Raw genomic sequence first — 15,704 nt, 5'->3', positions numbered from 1 at the left:
CCGGTGTTGCGATGCCCGGCCGTTGGCGGACATGGGCGAGACGGGCGCTGGCCCGTATACTTCGGGGATTAACGGATGAATGAGTTTCAAAGGTGATTCTGGTTACGGGCGGCGCCGGCTTTATCGGCGCGAATTTCGTGCTCGACTGGCTGGCGCAAAGCGATGAAGGCATCGTCAATGTCGACAAGCTCGGCTATGCCGCCAACCGGCAGAGCCTGGCTGCGCTCGACGGTGATTCGCGCCATGTCTTCGTGCATGGCGATATCGCCGATCGCGCACTGGTCACCGCGCTGCTGCACGAACACCGGCCAAGGGCGATGATCCATTTCGCTGCGGAATCACACGTCGACCGCTCGATCCACGACCCGTCTCCGTTCATGGAAAGCAATATTGCCGGAACGTTCGCATTGCTTGAGAGCGTACGTGACTACTGGCAGAACCTGTCGGTAGAGCAGCAAGCCGCGTTTCGCTGGATGCAGGTTTCGACCGACGAAGTCTATGGTGCACTCGAACCGGACGCCGCAGCATTTACCGAGATGCATCCCTGTCTGCCCAACAGTCCCTATGCGGCCAGCAAGGCGGCGGCCGATCATCTGGTGCGGGCCTGGCATCACACCTATGGCCTGCCGGTGCTGACGACGCGCTGCTCGAACAACTTCGGGCCTCGCCAGTTTCCGGAAAAATTCATTCCCTTGCTGATCCTGAATGCGTTGTCGGGCCGCTCGTTGCCGGTTTACGGCGACGGCTTGCAGGTGCGCGACTGGCTGTACGTCGGCGACCATTGCGGGGCGATTCGCGCGGTGCTTGCCTCCGGCGAGGTGGGCGCGACCTACAACATCGGCGCAGGGCAGGAGAAAACCAATCTCGAGGTTGTCGACACCGTGTGCAGCTTGCTGGACGAGCTGCAGCCACGGGCCGACGGACGCAGCTATCGCGCGCAGATCGAACACGTCGCCGACCGGCCCGGCCATGATCGCCGCTACGCAATCGATGCAACGTTGCTGCGCACTGAGCTGGGCTGGGCACCTGCCGTGCCGTTCGAGGGCGGCTTGCGCAACACGGTGTCGTGGTATCTGACAAACGCTACATGGCTGCAGAGCGCGACGCGCGACGGCTATGCGGCGTGGATGGCGCAGCAGTATGCTGGGGTGCGTTGATGCGGTTGCTGCTGCTCGGTGCAGCTGGCCAGCTCGGCCTGAGCCTGCGAATCCCTCTCGCTGCTTTGGGTGAAGTCATACCTGTCGACCGGCGTACTTGTGATCTGACCGACCTCGCTGCGTTGCGCACCTTCCTCGACCGGATTCGCCCCGACGTGATCGTCAATGCTGCCGCGTACACCGCGGTCGATCGGGCCGAAACCGATGCCGGTACGGCTTTTGCGGTCAACGCGACTGCACCGGCGGCAATGGCGGCGTGGGCCGCGAGTCACGACGCCTTGTTGCTGCACTATTCGACCGACTATGTGTTCGACGGACAAAGCGAAATACCTTATGTCGAAACGGATATGCCATCGCCGTTGTCGGTCTACGGCCGCAGCAAGCTCGATGGTGATCTGGCGATTGGCGCCAGTGGCTGCCGGCACCTGATCCTGCGCACCGGCTGGGTGTATTCGGCATTGGGCGACAACTTCCTCACGACCATTCTGCGGCTGGGGCGCGAGCGCGCAGTATTGCGTGTCGTGGACGACCAGTTCGGCGCGCCGACACATGCCGGCCTGATCGCCGACACGAGTGCGGACCTGCTGCGGCGCCATGCTTCGTCGCCGTCGTCCGTTGTGTCAGGCACCTACCACCTGAGTGCCGGTGGCGTGACCAGCTGGTTCGGGTTTGCGCAGATGTTGCTTGAGCATGCTGCAAGCCTGCAGCCCGGTGTCGGCTGGGCGCAGGTGCGTCCGATTACTTCCGCCGATTATCCTCAGGCAGCCACCAGGCCGCCACGCGCACGACTTGATCCCGGCAAGCTGTGCCGTGTGCTGGGGACGAGCTTGCCGGCGTGGCAAGCGGCGGTCGGGTCCGGCGTCGCCGAGGTTTTGCAACGATGAGGCGCAAGGGCATCATTCTTGCCGGCGGTGCGGGCACAAGGTTGTATCCGGCGACGCTGGCGGTGTCCAAGCAGCTGCTGCCGATCTACGACAAGCCGATGATCTACTACCCGCTGAGCACGCTGATGCTTGCCGGTATCCGCGACATTCTGGTGATCTCGACCCCACAGGACACGCCGCGTTTTGCACAACTGCTCGGCGACGGACGGCGTTGGGGGCTTAGTCTGGATTACGCGATTCAGGAAAGACCCGAAGGGCTGGCCCAGGCCTTGCTGATTGCCGAGCCCTTTTTGGCGGGGCACCCCTGCGCACTGGCGCTGGGCGACAACCTGTTCTACGGCCATGACCTTGCGCAGGTGCTGCTGCAAGCGTCCCAGCAAGTGCGTGGCGCGACGGTCTTCGCGTACCGGGTCAACGATCCGCAACGCTATGGCGTGGTCGAGTTCGATGCGCTCGGGAATGCCTTGCACATCGAGGAAAAACCCGCGAAACCGAGGTCTTCATACGCCGTGAGTGGCCTGTATTTCTACGACGCGCAGGCCGTGGCCATCGCCGGCAGCCTGAAGCCATCGCAACGGGGCGAGCTGGAAATCACCGACCTCAACAATGCCTATCTCGAGCGCGGCGAGCTGGCGGTGACGGTGCTCGGCCGCGGCTTTGCATGGCTCGATACCGGGACACCGGCCGCAATGCTCGAGGCCAGCCAGTTCATCCAGACGATCGAATCTAGGCAGGGGCTCAAGGTGTGCTGCCCGGAGGAAGTCGCTTTCCGGCAGGGCTGGATCGACGCGGCGCAGCTGAAGGTACTGGCGGCGGCATTGGGACCGAACGACTACGGCCGCTATCTGCATGCGGTACTCGATGAAATGGAGCCGTGATGGGCCTGCCTGAATTGCCGATCGCCGGCCTGCAGTGGATCGAACCGACGGTTTATCGTGATGAGCGCGGCTGTTTTTTCGAAAGTTTCAACGAGCGGGTCTTCGCGGAGCTGGTCGGAATGCCGGTACGCTTCGTCCAGGACAACCAGTCCTTGTCCCGCCGGGGTGTCCTGCGTGGCCTGCACTTTCAGCAGATGCGTCCGCAGGGCAAGTTGGTGCGGGTACTGCGCGGCGAGGTGTTCGATGTGGTTGTCGACCTGCGCGCGGGCTCTCCGAGCTACGGACAGCATGTTAGTGTGACGATGAGCGCTGCCGAGCCCCGGCAGTTGTGGATTCCACCGGGCTTCGCACACGGCTTCCTCGTCCTGAGCGACGAAGCCGAGCTGCTCTACAAGACAACGGATTACTGGGATCCCGCGGACGAGCGCGCCATACGCTGGAATGACCCGGATCTGGCGATTGCCTGGCCGACCGGTACCGAACCGTTGCTGTCGGCCAAGGACCGCTCCGCGCCGTCGTTTGCACAGGCGCGCCCCGTCACCGTTTAGCCAGCCACAGTGTTCGGGCCGTCGAGTCGCCAGGTGTGGCTGTAAACCGTCAGGCGTTCGTCACGGGTGAAGCCGATCAGCGCGATGCCGGCGGATTCGGCCATCTCGATCGCCAGCCGCGTCGGCCCGGAGATGGCGGCGATGACCGGAATGCCGGCGGCGGCGGCCTTGTGGACGATTTCGTACGACGCGCGCGAGGTGACCAGCAACGCGCCGTCGTCGCTGCGCCGCTGCATGCGCAGCGCGCCGACGAGCTTGTCGACGGCATTGTGGCGGCCGATGTCCTCGCGCACCAGCAAGGGGCCGGCGCCGAGCCAGCCGGCGGCGTGGGCCGAACCGGTTGCCCGGTTCAGCGGCTGCTCGGCCGCCATCGCGGTTAGTCCAGCGAGCAGCGTACCGGCGTCCGTCGTGTAGTTGCTGTCGATCCGGGCAACCGGCCTCAACGCGCTTTGCAGGTGCTCGGCGCCGCACAGGCCGCAGCCGCTGCGGCCGGCCAGTTGGCGGCGCTGCGCCTTCAGCCTCTGCCACGGATGTTGCGCCAGCGTGATCCGTGCCTCGATGCCGCCGTCGACCCCGGCGAGTTCGACGTCGACGATGTCGGCGTAGCGGTCGGCGATGCCCTCGGTCAGTGTGAAGCCGATCGCCAGCTCTTCCAGATCGCCCGGGCTGGCCATCATCACCGCGTGCGAGACGCCGTTGTAGACCATGGCGACCGGTACTTCGTCGGCAACGGTTTCGTCGCTGGCGCCGAACCGGCCATCGGCCCAGCGGACGGCGGTGTGGCTTGCTGTACCGTTCATCGCGGTACCAGATACACCGGAATCGCCTTGCTCGCCGGCGTGCGGGCGCCATCGGCGTGGTGTTCGAGCGGGACCAGCGGATTGGTTTCGGGGAAGTAGGCAGCGAGGCTGCCTGGCGGGATGTCGTAGGCTTGCACGCGAAAATCCTCGATGCGACGTTCGCCGTCGAACCAGACCGACACGATGTCGACGCGTGATCCGTCGGCGAGTCCACGCGCGGCCAGATCATCCGGGTGGGCGAACAGCACCCGGCGCTCGTCATGGATGCCGCGATAGCGGTCGTTGCGGGCGTAGATCGTCGTGTTGTACTGGTCGTGGCTGCGCATGGTCATCAGTGTCAGCAGCGGCGCCGGGGTGAGCGCCTGCAGCTGTGCCAGCAGGTCGGTGCCGGCTGCGTGAGCGACGAAGCGCGCCTTGCCGCTCACCGTGCGCCATTCGCGTCGGCGCGCGCTGTTGCCGAAGTAGAAACCGCCGGGCTGGCGCACGCGGGTGTTGAAGTCGTCGAAGCCGGTAACGACTCGGGCGATCAGCTCGCGGATTTGGTCGTAATCGCCGGCGAGCGCGGCGAAATCGACCGGGCTGTGTTTGAGCGTGGCCAGTGCGATGCCGGCAACGATCTGCGGTTCGGACCGCAGTTGTGGTGATGCGGGCTCCTTCACGCCGCGCGTCAGGTGCACCATGCTCATCGAATCCTCGACCGAAATCTGCTGGGCGACACCGTGCTGGATGTCGATTTCGGTGCGGCCCAGACAGGGCAGGATCAGCGCGTCGCGACCGGTGATCAGGTGCGAGCGGTTCAGCGTGGTGCTGATGTGCACGGTCAGTGCCTGCGTGCGCAAGGCCGCGTGCGTGCGTTCGGTATCCGGTGTCGCGGCGGCGAAGTTGCCGCCGAGCGCGATGAACACCTTCGCGCGACCAGCTTCCATTGCGGCGATGCTCTCGACCACGCTGTTGCCGTGCTTCGTTGGCGGGGCGAAGCCGCAGGCGTCGCCGAGTCGCTGCAAAAAGGTCGCGGTCGGGCGCTCGTTGATGCCCATGGTCCGGTCGCCCTGCACGTTCGAGTGGCCGCGCACCGGGCAGGCGCCGGCGCCGGGCTTGCCGACGTTGCCGCGTACCAGCAGCGCGTTGCACAGCGTCTGGATCGTCGCGACCGCGTGCTTGTGCTGGGTGATGCCCATGCCCCAGGTAAACATCGTCGCCTTGCTGGCGGTGTAGAGCGCGCCGATCTCGTCGAGCTCGGCGCGGCTCAGCCCGCTGGCGTCGACCAGTTCGTCCCAGCCGGTCGCGGCGATGTCGGCTTCGACGGCGGCAAAGCCGTCGGTATGTGCGGCGATGAAGTCGTGGTCTTCGGCACCGTGTTCGAGCGTGTACTTGATCAGTGCCCTGGCGATCGCCATGTCGCCGCCGATGCGCGGCTGGTAGTAATGGCTCGCCAGATCGCTGGCGCGGTTGGTCAGCATCTCGGCCGGGCTTTGCGGGTCCTGGAAGCGCAGCAACCCGCGCTCGCGCAGCGGGTTGAACACGACGATCTTGCAGCCGCGATGCGCCGCCTCGCGCAGTTCGCCCAGCATGCGCGGGTGATTGGTCCCCGGGTTCTGGCCGAAGATGAAGATCGCCTCGGCCTTGGAGAAATCCTCGAGCGTCACCGTGCCTTTGCCGGTGCCGAGGCTCTCGAGCAGCGCCTGACCGCTCGGCTCGTGACACATGTTCGAGCAGTCGGGCAGGTTGTTGGTGCCGTAGAGCCGCACGAACAGCTGATAGAGGAAAGCCGTCTCGTTGCCGGTGCGGCCCGAGGTATAGAAGTGGGCCTCGTCCGGGGCGATGGCGTTCAGGTGCGAGGCGATCAGCGCAAAGGCATCGTCCCAGGCGATCGGGACGTAGCGGTCGCTGCTGCTGTCGTAGCGCATCGGCTCGGTCAGCCGGCCCTGCTGCTCGAGCGTGTAGTCGTCCCAAGTTTCGAGCTCGCTCACGGTATGCGCGGCAAAGAACCCGGGCGTCACGCGTTTGCCGGTGATTTCGTGGGTGATCGCCTTGGCGCCGTTCTCGCAGAACTGCACCGCCGCGCTCGGTTTGTCCGGCCATGCGCAGCCGGGGCAGTCGAAGCCCTGCGGCTGGTTGGCGCGGATCAAGGCCTTGAGCGTCGTGCCGGCATTGCCCGGCTCGATCCGCTGCAAGGTCGCCTTGAGTGCCCCCCAGCCGCCGGCGGGGGGAGGATTGTCTTTTGAAGTAGTCACGACCGTGGCCCAATGACGCGTTGATTGAGTTTCGCGGCGCGGCTATCGCTTGGCAAGTCGTGATCGATGCCGGGGCGTGACCGACCTCTGCCGGACGAACAAAACGGGCCCGCAGGCCCGTTTCGTATGGTCGATCACGATCGCCTACGCCTTGTGGTAAACCTCGGCGCCGGTCTTCACGAACTCGATCGATTTCACTTCCATGCCCTTGGCCAGCGCTTCGGCTTCGGCGATGCCCTGTTTTTCGGCGAAGTCGCGCACGTCCTGGGTGATCTTCATCGAGCAGAAGTGCGGGCCGCACATCGAGCAGAAGTGCGCAACCTTGGCGCCCTGCTGCGGCAGCGTTTCGTCGTGGAATTCGCGCGCGCGGTCCGGGTCGAGGCCGAGGTTGAACTGGTCTTCCCAGCGGAATTCGAACCGGGCCTTGCTGAGCGCGTTGTCGCGGATCTGCGCGCCCGGGTGGCCCTTGGCGAGGTCGGCGGCGTGCGCGGCGAGCTTGTAGGTGATGATGCCTTCCTTGACGTCATCCTTGTTCGGCAGGCCGAGGTGCTCTTTCGGCGTGACGTAGCAGAGCATCGCGGTACCGTACCAGCCGATCTGCGCGGCGCCGATCGCGCTGGTGATATGGTCGTAGCCGGGGGCGATGTCGGTGGTCAGCGGGCCGAGGGTGTAGAACGGCGCTTCGTCGCACCATTCCAGCTGCAGGTCCATGTTTTCCTTGATCAGCTGCATCGGCACGTGGCCCGGGCCTTCGATCATTACCTGCACGTCGTGCTTCCAGGCGATCTGGGTCAGTTCGCCCAGTGTTTTCAGTTCGCCGAGCTGCGCGTCGTCATTAGCGTCCCAGACCGAGCCGGGACGCAGGCCGTCGCCAAGGCTGAACGACACGTCGTAGGCCTTCATGATTTCGCAGATGTCCTCGAAATGCGTATAGAGGAAGTTCTCCTTGTGGTGCGCCAGACACCACTTGGCCATGATCGAGCCGCCGCGCGAAACGATGCCGGTCATCCGGTTGGCAGTCATCGGCACGTAGCGCAGCAGCACGCCGGCGTGGATGGTGAAGTAGTCGACGCCCTGTTCGGCCTGTTCGATCAGCGTGTCACGGAACAGCTCCCACGTCAGGTCTTCGGCCTTGCCGTTGACCTTCTCCAGCGCTTGGTAGATCGGTACCGTGCCGATCGGCACCGGCGAATTGCGCAGGATCCACTCGCGCGTCTCGTGGATGTTCTTGCCGGTCGACAGATCCATGATGGTGTCCGCGCCCCAGCGGATGCCCCAGGTCATCTTGTCGACTTCCTCGTTGATCGACGAGGTGACGGCGCTGTTGCCGATGTTGCCGTTGATCTTCACCAGGAAGTTGCGGCCGATGATCATCGGCTCGACTTCCGGGTGGTTGATGTTGGCCGGGATGATCGCCCGGCCGCGGGCGATCTCGTCGCGGATGAACTCGGGGGTGATCGTCGCCGGAATGCTGGCACCGAAGCTCTGGCCCGGATGCTGGCGCAGCATCATCGCCGCCATCTTCTCGCCCTTGGCGCCTTGCGCCTTCAGGCTGGCGATATATTCCTCGCGCTTGAGGTTCTCGCGGATCGCCACGTACTCCATTTCCGGCGTGACGATGCCGCGGCGTGCGTAGTGCATCTGGCTGACGTTGGCGCCGGCGAGCGCCTTGCGCGGCTTGCGGGTCAGCTCGAAACGCAGCGGGTCAAGGCTGTGATCGGCTTCACGCTGGCGGCCATATTCACTGGTCAGACCGTCCAGCAGCTCGGTATCGTCGCGCTCTGCAATCCAAGCCGCACGCAACGGTGCCAGGCCTTTACGTACATCGATCGTCGCATCCGGGTCGGTATACGGCCCCGAACAGTCATAAACGTAGATCGGCGGGTTCTGCTCGCCGCCGAAACTGGTCGGCGTATCGGTCTGGGTGATCTCGCGCATCGGTACGCGGATGTCGGGGCGCGAGCCTTCGACGTAGACCTTGCGCGAATTCGGCAAAGGCTGGATCGCCGCGCTGTCGACGTGGGCATCGCTGGCGAGGAATTCGACGGATTTGTTCATGGGTTGCCTCCTGCAAAGACGTAGAGGCGCAGGAGAACGGACAGACGGACGGCACGATTGCGCCGACCGATTCGCTTCCCTACGCCGGTGTGAACCGGATCAGGTGCTGAGGGACTCTCTCATTCGCCCATGTTGGATGGGCGAAACCCCTAGCGAACTACGGCTGTGACCGTACCGAGATTGTGGGATAATTACAAGTTATTCAGAAAACTTGGACGCCCGTACCGGGCCCGACTTGAGGTGAAGCAAACATGGATTGGGAACGCGCCCGCTACTTTCTCGTAGAACAACAGATCCGCCCGTGGCACGTGCTCGACCAGAAGGTGCTCGACCGCGTACTGGCGGTCAAGCGCGAAGATTTCGTCCCGCAGGACAAGCGCGCGCTGGCTTTCGTCGACACCGAACTGCCACTGCCCTGTGGTGGCCAGATGCTTGCCCCGAAGATTGAAGCGCGCTTCGCCCAGGAAGCCCTGCTGAAGCCGACCGACAAGGTGCTGGTGATCGGTGCCGCAAGCGGCGCCTATCTGATTGGCCTTATCGCCGGGCTGTGCGAGCAGGTGTACGGTATCGACGATACGGCGGAGAAGGTCGCGTTTGCGCAGGCGGGTGTGCAGCGTGCAGGAATCAAGAACGTCCGAGTCGAACAAGTTGACGAGCTACTCAGCTACATCGGGCAGGCCCCATTTGATGGGGTGATCATTACTGCTTCGCTTGACGACGTCCCTGTCAAAATTAGGGATGTGCTGAGTCCAGGAGGGCGATTGGTCGCCGTAATCGGCAAGCCGCCGGTCATGAACGCAGAGCGCATTTCCCGTGGCGAACAGGGGGCTTACCATGAAGTCGCGCTTTTCGAATACAGTTTGCCGCGTCTAATGCAGAAAAAAGAAAAGGCGACATTTGACTTTTGATTTTTGGCAAAAATTTTGAAAAATACCTTCCGTCGCATGGCAGGTCTTTTATTCTAACTACCTTGCATTGACGGTAAAATTTTTGCCGTCCCGCTTTGATGTACAAGGCCTTATGAACGAGCCCGCAGAACATATCCAGCCTAGCGTCGCGACGCAGGAAGTTTCCTTGCACGACCTGCTGGCAATCCTAATCCGCCACAAGCGCAAGCTGATCGCCGCTCCGATTGTGGCTGGGGTCGTTGCGCTCGGGGCGGTGATGCAGATGCCAAATGAGTATGCTGCGACGTTGCGAATCGCTCCGTCGAAAAACGCGCCGACGTATAATTGGTTGTTGACCAATGACCAGATTGTCGACAAGGTCGCTATTGATCTGGAATTGGCAAATCACTACCAAACCCGTGGTCGCCAGGCAACGCAGCGTGCGATCAATAAGAATGTGAAGGTCACGCTGAATGCCAAGGACGGCTTTCTGAATGTGACGGCCACCGATGCTAGTCCGGAGTTCGCCGCTAAACTTGCCAATGCATTCGGCAAGACGCTTTCGGGGAGTCTCTATGAGATGAGACTTCTGGATATTTCGAAGACTCGCTATGACCTTGAGCTACGTCGTGATGTGGCGATCAAGAACCGGTTGCGCGCACAAGAATTGCTGGCGTCCTCGCAAATTAAATTAGTGACCAATAATATTTCGCCTTCTGAACAATTTGGTATCGTCAGTCTTGCAGGTATCCAAGCCGAAGCTACATTGCAGGGTGGTATTTCTGATTTAGCACAGAGTCAAGTTGTGAAAATGCAGGATCAACTTGCAAGTTTGCAGCGCCTCGTTGTTGATGGAATGAAGCAGAGACCAGGCGACGTGGGGGTCTGGATCGCTGCAGTTGCCGCGTTGCAGGAGCAAGCTTATTGGGGTGCGATGGCCGATCGACTCGATCGTCGGATAGAACTGGCTCGAGCGCAGGAGCGTGACGAGCTGAAGATTACTTGGGCCGTCGCACCGGATGAGAAGTCGGGACCTAGACGTGGATTTATTGTGCTAATGAGCATATTGAGTGCTGGAACTATGGCGGTTGTATTCGTGCTTGCATTGCAATTGCTTATTAAGCCCAAAAATGCCTGATTTGAATGCCTCTGTTGTGCGTGCTTTATTGTTTCTGATGTTGGCTTGCGTGATATTGTGATGGCTGTAAAGGCTATCTGAGCTAGGTGATGTTTTAAATGAAATTCTTGCTTTTGTGATGAATGCATTTTGTTTGTGCTTTTTTAGAAAAGCAAGTTTGACATGGTCGATGGAAATCATATGAAAAATGCGCTGGTAACTGGCGCCGATGGCTTTATCGGTTCCCACCTCGTTGAAATGTTGGTTGCTCGTGGGTACAAAGTCACGGCGCTGGCACAATACAATTCGTTCAATTATTGGGGCTGGCTGGAGGATGTGGCCTGCCGTGATGTGATTAATGTGGTGAGCGGTGATGTGCGCGATCCGCACTTCTGCAAGACCATCACCAAAGGCCAGGACGTGGTGTTTCACTTGGCGGCGCTGATCGCGATCCCGTATTCCTACGTGGCGCCCGACAGCTATGTCGACGTGAACGTGCGCGGCACGCTGAACATCTGCCAGGCCGCCAAGGAAAATGGCGTGGCGCGGGTGATCCACACCTCGACGTCCGAGGTTTACGGGACGGCGCGGTATGTACCAATCGACGAGAAGCACCCGTTGCAGCCGCAGTCGCCGTACTCGGCGAGCAAGATCGGTGCGGATGCGATGGCGATGAGCTTCTACAACGCCTTCGGCCTGCCGCTGACCGTTGCCCGTCCGTTCAATACCTACGGCCCACGCCAGAGCGCGCGCGCGGTGATCCCAACCATCATCAGTCAGATCGCCGCCGGCAAGAAACAGATCAAGCTTGGCGATGTTAGCCCGACTCGCGATTTCAACTATGTCACTGACACCTGCCGTGGTTTTGTCGCGTTGGCTGAGTGCGACGCGGCTGTCGGTCAGACAGTGAACATCGGTTCCAACTTCGAAATCTCGGTCGGTGATACGCTTAACCTGATCAAGAGCATCATGGGTTCGGATGTCGAGTTTATCGTTGACGAAGCGCGCATCCGGCCGGAGAAATCCGAAGTGTTCCGTCTGTGGTGCGACAACGGCCTGATCCACTCGCTGACTGGGTTTGAGCCGCAGTACAGCATCGAGGCGGGCCTGAAGGAAACGGTGAGCTGGTTCCTCGAGCCTGCCAACCTCGCCAAATACAAACCTGATATCTACAACGTCTGATGAGCGCGCCTGTTTCCCCCCGGCTCGAAGCGCTGGTCGACTTTGCCCGCGAGCTCTACGGTTCGGCCGACTTCATCCCGCTGCATGCGCCCCGTTTCGCTGGTAATGAAAAGCAGTATCTGCTCGACTGCATCGACTCTACCTTTGTCTCGTCGGTCGGTGCGTATGTCGATTGCTTCGAGGCGATGATGCGCGAAATCACCGGAGCGCAGTATGCGGTGGCGACGATGAATGGCACCGCCGCGCTGCATATGGCGCTGATTCTGGCGGGCGTGACCGATGGCGACGAGGTGATCACTCAGCCGCTGACCTTTGTCGCGACCTGCAACGCCATCAGCTACCAGCGCGCGCATCCGGTGTTTGTCGATGTCGACCGGCTCACCCTGGGCTTGTCGCCTGCCGCGCTCTCGGATTTCCTCTCCGAGCACGCCGAGCGGCGCGACGCCGGCTGCTACAACCGTACTTCCGGCCGGCGCATCGCGGCCTGCGTGCCGATGCATACTTTCGGTCTGCCGTGTGATGTTGACGCACTGAATACGATCTGTGCCGAGTGGGGCATCGCCCTGATCGAGGATGCTGCTGAGTCGCTGGGTTCCTACGTTGGCGAGCGACATACTGGTGCCATCGGTCGGCTGGGCGCGTTCAGCTTCAACGGCAACAAGACGGTCACTTGCGGTGGCGGCGGCTGCATCGTCACCAACGACGAGCGCCTCGGTAAGCTGGGCAAGCACCTCACCACCACTGCCAAGCAAGCGCATCCGTGGGCGTTCTCGCACGACCAGGTCGGCTACAACTACCGGCTCCCCAACCTGAATGCCGCGCTCGCGTGCGCACAGCTGGAACAGCTGCCGGACATTCTCGCTAACAAGCGCGAGACTGCGGCGCGCTATGCCACGTTCTGCGCGGCGAATGATGTCAAATTTGTCGCTGAGCCATCCGGTACGCGCAGCAATTATTGGCTCAACGCCGTACTGCTTGAGGATGAGGCCGAGCGTGATGCCTTTCTCGCCTACAGTAATGGTCTGGGCGTAATGACCCGGCCGGTGTGGCAGCTGATGCAGACGATGCCTGCATTTGCCTTGGCCCAGTGCGGGCCGCTGCCCAATGCCGAGTGGCTGGCGGAGCGCCTTGTCAACCTACCGAGCAGCGTGCGGCTATGAGTGCGCTGGTGTTCATCGGCGGCGGCGGCCATGGCCGCGCCTGCTTAGAGGCCGCGCGTAGCACGGGGCTGATTGTGGCCGGTTTCATTGATCGTGATTCGCAGGCCGATATGCAGGGCACGCCTTGGCTGGGGGATGATGATTGGTTGAGCCAAGCCACCGAAGGGCCACGTTTCCTGATCACCGTCGGGCAAGTCAAGTCCGCTGCGGTCCGTATGCGGCTGTACGGTCAACTTCAAGCGTTGCAACTACCGCTTGCGACGCTGATCGCTAGTTCGGCCGTGGTGGCCTCACTGTCGAGGTTGGGCAAAGGCTGCGCAGTTCTGCATCATGCGCTTATCAATGCTGGCGCCGACGTCGGTGTCAACTGCATTATCAATAGCGGCGCGCTCATCGAGCACGATGCGGTGATCGGCGCGCACAGTCATGTGGCGACCGGCGCCATCGTCAATGGCGGCACGCGCATTGGCAGCCGTTGTCTGGTTGGAAGTCGTGCAGTGGTGCTGCAGGGCGTGACGGTTGCAGATGACGTGGTGATTGGTGCTGGGGCGGTAGTCACTGCCGATGTCAACGAGGCCGGCACTTGGGTCGGCGTACCCGCAAGGAGAGTTTCATGATGCCCTGGCAGGAGTGTGTCTTTGTCATCGCCGAGGCTGGCGTCAATCACAATGGCGATGTGGCGCTTGCGCTGCGGCTGGTTGATGCTGCTGCCGATGCAGGTGCCGACGCGGTGAAATTCCAGACCTTCCAGGCTGCCGCGCTAGTGTCGCGTGATGCCGTGATGGCCGACTACCAGAAGGTCAACACTGGCGTAGAGGAATCGCAATACGCGATGCTCAAGCGTCTAGAACTGTCGCCCCTGGCGCACGATGCAGTGCGCCAGCGTGCGCAGGAGCGGGGAATCCTATTTTTCTCCACTGCCTTCGACCCGGCCAGCATCGACTATCTGATCGCGCTCGATATCCCGCTGTGGAAAATACCGTCCGGTGAGATCACCAACTACCCATATCTGTGCCGGATTGCCGCCTTGCAGCGGCCGACCATTCTCTCTACCGGCATGGCGACAGTGGCTGAAATTGACGATGCGGTACGGGTGCTGCTTGCCAACGGCCTTTCCCGCGAGCAGCTCGCCATCCTGCATTGCAATACCGAATACCCGACGCCGCTGCCGGATGTGAACCTGCGCGCGATGCCCAATCTAGGCGCGCTGTTCGGCACCACCTACGGCTATTCCGACCATACTGCCGGCGAGGCGATCTCAGTTGCCGCTGTGGCGCTCGGTGCGCGGGTGATCGAAAAGCACTTCACGCTCGATCGCAACCTGCCGGGGCCCGATCACAAGGCCTCGCTGGAACCGAGCGAGCTTGCGAGCATGGTCGCCGCGATCCGTGCGGTGGAAACCGCGCTCGGCAATGGTATCAAACAGCCGACGTCTTCCGAGGCCAAGAACCGACCAATCGCCAGAAAGAGCATCGTTGCAGCCCGCGCCATTCGCGCCGGTGAGGTATTCAGTGCAGATAACCTGGCGATCAAGCGGCCGGGCTCCGGCATCAGCCCGATGCGCTGGCCCGAGCTCATCGGCCGCACGGCGGGCCGAGACTATGCCGAGGACGAGGTGATTGCGTGGTAAGACGGATCTGCGTCGTCACTGCCACGCGGGCTGAATACGGTCTGTTGCGACCGCTGATTGCCGCATTGCAGGCGGATGGCACTGTATCGCTGCAGCTGGTGGTGACCGGCGCTCATCTTGCGCCTGAATTTGGGCAGACCTGGAAACAAATCGAGGCTGACGGCTTTGTGATCGACGCCAAGGTCGAGATGCTGCTCGCTGGCGATACGGCGACCGCCACAGCCAAGAGCATGGGCCTCGCGCTGTCCGGTTTCGCCGACGTATTCGCGCGCCTGCAGCCCGAGCTGTTGGTGATGCTGGGCGACCGCTATGAGATGCTGGCCGTGGCGGCGGCCGCGACGCTGTTTCGCATACCTATCGCTCATCTGCACGGCGGCGAGACCACCGAGGGTGCTTATGACGAAGCGTTCCGCCACGCCATCACCAAGTTTGCACATCTGCACTTCACCGCCACTGAGGACTACCGTTGCCGTGTGATCCAACTCGGCGAGGATCCGGAGCGGGTGTTTAATGTGGGTGCCATCGGCATCGACAGCATCAAGACGCTGCCGCTGTTTTCCAGAGAGCAGTTGCTGCCGCAGCTGGGACTAATCGAGGACCTACCGTACTGGCTGGTCACCTACCATCCGGTCACCCTGGCCGAGGGCGATGCCGTCGCCGAGGTCGACGCGTTGGTAGAGGCACTGCTGGCGCAAGCTGGCACCCGCATTGTTGTGACAGGGGCCAATGCCGATGCCGGAGGCCGGGCGGTGAACGCCCGCTGGCAATACTGGCAGGCGCAGTATCCGCACCGACTGGTACTGTTCGCCTCGCTTGGTTCGTTGCGTTACCTTTCCGCAGCGAAACACGCGATTGCCGTGGTCGGCAACTCGTCGTCCGGCATCATCGAAGCGCCGTCGCTTGGTGTGCCTACGCTAGACATCGGTTCGCGCCAGCAGGGGCGGGTGCGTGCCGGCTCGGTCCATCACGTGGCGCCGACGGCCAATGGCATTGCCGCAGGCTTGGTCCACGTGGCAAGAGAAAGTGCGCGGCACGCTGCAGCCAGTCACGCCAATCCTTATGGCGACGGCGGTACCACCGACAGCATCATGGCTGTGTTAAGCGAGACCGATTTCGCGAGCCTCCTCGTGAAACACTTCCACGACCTGCCGCGGGTCTGAGACTAGGAA

14 protein-coding genes and 1 riboswitch are annotated in these 15,704 nt (G+C 62.1%); of the genes, 11 read left to right on the top strand and 3 right to left on the bottom strand.

What is annotated here, in order from left to right; all coding sequences use genetic code 11:
- Nucleotides 1-92 precede the first annotated feature (92 nt).
- From rfbB to rfbC, 4 genes are read left to right on the top strand one after another with little or no spacing between them, the layout of a single operon-like run.
- A complete protein-coding gene (rfbB, locus tag JMJ54_RS16360; protein WP_203539631.1) occupies nt 93-1,157 on the top strand; it encodes a dTDP-glucose 4,6-dehydratase in 1,065 nt (354 codons plus the stop codon).
- On the top strand, nt 1,157-2,041 hold the full coding sequence (rfbD, locus tag JMJ54_RS16355) for a dTDP-4-dehydrorhamnose reductase (protein WP_239000149.1): 885 nt from the start codon (nt 1,157-1,159) through the stop codon (nt 2,039-2,041). Before rfbB ends, rfbD begins: the two co-directional genes overlap by 1 nt.
- Complete coding sequence (gene rfbA, locus JMJ54_RS16350; protein ID WP_203539629.1) at nt 2,038-2,919, top strand: glucose-1-phosphate thymidylyltransferase RfbA; 882 nt, start codon at nt 2,038-2,040, stop codon at nt 2,917-2,919. Before rfbD ends, rfbA begins: the two co-directional genes overlap by 4 nt.
- On the top strand, nt 2,919-3,467 hold the full coding sequence (rfbC, locus tag JMJ54_RS16345) for a dTDP-4-dehydrorhamnose 3,5-epimerase (RefSeq protein ID WP_203539628.1): 549 nt from the start codon (nt 2,919-2,921) through the stop codon (nt 3,465-3,467). The genes rfbA and rfbC overlap by 1 nt, the downstream gene beginning before the upstream one ends.
- On the opposite strand, the gene fdhD is transcribed toward rfbC, so the two are convergent.
- The 3 genes from fdhD to thiC form a co-directional block, all read right to left on the bottom strand.
- Nucleotides 3,464-4,267: a formate dehydrogenase accessory sulfurtransferase FdhD gene (gene fdhD, locus JMJ54_RS16340; RefSeq protein ID WP_203539627.1), complete on the bottom strand. Its 804-nt coding sequence runs from the start codon at nt 4,265-4,267 to the stop codon at nt 3,464-3,466. The genes rfbC and fdhD overlap by 4 nt on opposite strands.
- Entirely contained in the window at nt 4,264-6,501 is a 2,238-nt protein-coding gene (locus JMJ54_RS16335) for an FdhF/YdeP family oxidoreductase (protein WP_203539626.1), read from the bottom strand. The genes fdhD and JMJ54_RS16335 overlap by 4 nt, the downstream gene beginning before the upstream one ends.
- 144 nt (nt 6,502-6,645) lie before the next feature.
- Nucleotides 6,646-8,559, bottom strand: a complete 1,914-nt coding sequence (gene thiC, locus JMJ54_RS16330; protein ID WP_203539625.1) for a phosphomethylpyrimidine synthase ThiC — start codon at nt 8,557-8,559, stop codon at nt 6,646-6,648.
- A gap of 59 nt (nt 8,560-8,618) precedes the next feature.
- Nucleotides 8,619-8,720, bottom strand: a riboswitch (TPP riboswitch).
- Between the two features lie 90 nt (nt 8,721-8,810).
- Between thiC and JMJ54_RS16325 the strand changes: the two genes are divergently transcribed.
- From JMJ54_RS16325 to neuC, 7 genes are all read left to right on the top strand, one after another.
- Nucleotides 8,811-9,467, top strand: coding sequence for a protein-L-isoaspartate O-methyltransferase family protein (locus tag JMJ54_RS16325; RefSeq protein WP_203539624.1), 657 nt, complete (start codon nt 8,811-8,813; stop codon nt 9,465-9,467).
- A 166-nt stretch (nt 9,468-9,633) separates the two neighbouring features.
- Nucleotides 9,634-10,584 carry a GumC domain-containing protein gene (locus tag JMJ54_RS16320; protein WP_203539623.1) on the top strand — a complete coding sequence of 317 codons (951 nt, stop codon included), beginning with the start codon at nt 9,634-9,636 and terminating at the stop codon, nt 10,582-10,584.
- Nucleotides 10,585-10,764: 180 nt separating this feature from the next.
- Nucleotides 10,765-11,745: an NAD-dependent 4,6-dehydratase LegB gene (locus tag JMJ54_RS16315; RefSeq protein WP_203539622.1), complete on the top strand. Its 981-nt coding sequence runs from the start codon at nt 10,765-10,767 to the stop codon at nt 11,743-11,745.
- Nucleotides 11,745-12,905 carry a LegC family aminotransferase gene (locus JMJ54_RS16310; protein WP_203539621.1) on the top strand — a complete coding sequence of 387 codons (1,161 nt, stop codon included), beginning with the start codon at nt 11,745-11,747 and terminating at the stop codon, nt 12,903-12,905. The genes JMJ54_RS16315 and JMJ54_RS16310 overlap by 1 nt, the downstream gene beginning before the upstream one ends.
- Complete coding sequence (locus tag JMJ54_RS16305; protein ID WP_203539620.1) at nt 12,902-13,522, top strand: acetyltransferase; 621 nt, start codon at nt 12,902-12,904, stop codon at nt 13,520-13,522. Before JMJ54_RS16310 ends, JMJ54_RS16305 begins: the two co-directional genes overlap by 4 nt.
- Entirely contained in the window at nt 13,519-14,535 is a 1,017-nt protein-coding gene (neuB, locus tag JMJ54_RS16300) for an N-acetylneuraminate synthase (protein ID WP_275411137.1), read from the top strand. The genes JMJ54_RS16305 and neuB overlap by 4 nt, the downstream gene beginning before the upstream one ends.
- Nucleotides 14,529-15,695 (top strand): UDP-N-acetylglucosamine 2-epimerase, encoded by a 1,167-nt coding sequence (gene neuC / locus JMJ54_RS16295; protein WP_203539619.1) that lies wholly within the window; start codon nt 14,529-14,531, stop codon nt 15,693-15,695. Before neuB ends, neuC begins: the two co-directional genes overlap by 7 nt.
- The last annotated feature ends 9 nt before the right edge of the window (nt 15,696-15,704 follow it).

Origin of the sequence: Jeongeupia naejangsanensis (assembly GCF_016865585.1) — a bacterium.
In the GTDB taxonomy this organism is placed as follows: domain Bacteria; phylum Pseudomonadota; class Gammaproteobacteria; order Burkholderiales; family Chitinibacteraceae; genus Jeongeupia; species Jeongeupia naejangsanensis.
The sequence above is the reverse complement of the archived record's forward strand: the minus strand, read 5'-3'. Positions and strand labels throughout refer to the sequence as shown.

Bases quoted from the DNA above. Each gene is read 5' to 3' on its own strand.
- fdhD (WP_203539627.1), bottom strand. From the start codon at position 4,267: ATGAACGGTACAGCAAGCCACACCGCCGTCCGCTGGGCCGATGGCCGG.
- JMJ54_RS16325 (WP_203539624.1), top strand. From the start codon at position 8,811: ATGGATTGGGAACGCGCCCGCTACTTTCTCGTAGAACAACAGATCCGC.
- neuB (WP_275411137.1), top strand. From the start codon at position 13,519: ATGATGCCCTGGCAGGAGTGTGTCTTTGTCATCGCCGAGGCTGGCGTC.
- JMJ54_RS16315 (WP_203539622.1), top strand. From the start codon at position 10,765: ATGAAAAATGCGCTGGTAACTGGCGCCGATGGCTTTATCGGTTCCCAC.
- thiC (WP_203539625.1), bottom strand. From the start codon at position 8,559: ATGAACAAATCCGTCGAATTCCTCGCCAGCGATGCCCACGTCGACAGC.
- JMJ54_RS16310 (WP_203539621.1), top strand. From the start codon at position 11,745: ATGAGCGCGCCTGTTTCCCCCCGGCTCGAAGCGCTGGTCGACTTTGCC.
- JMJ54_RS16305 (WP_203539620.1), top strand. From the start codon at position 12,902: ATGAGTGCGCTGGTGTTCATCGGCGGCGGCGGCCATGGCCGCGCCTGC.
- rfbA (WP_203539629.1), top strand. From the start codon at position 2,038: ATGAGGCGCAAGGGCATCATTCTTGCCGGCGGTGCGGGCACAAGGTTG.
- rfbD (WP_239000149.1), top strand. From the start codon at position 1,157: ATGCGGTTGCTGCTGCTCGGTGCAGCTGGCCAGCTCGGCCTGAGCCTG.
- rfbC (WP_203539628.1), top strand. From the start codon at position 2,919: ATGGGCCTGCCTGAATTGCCGATCGCCGGCCTGCAGTGGATCGAACCG.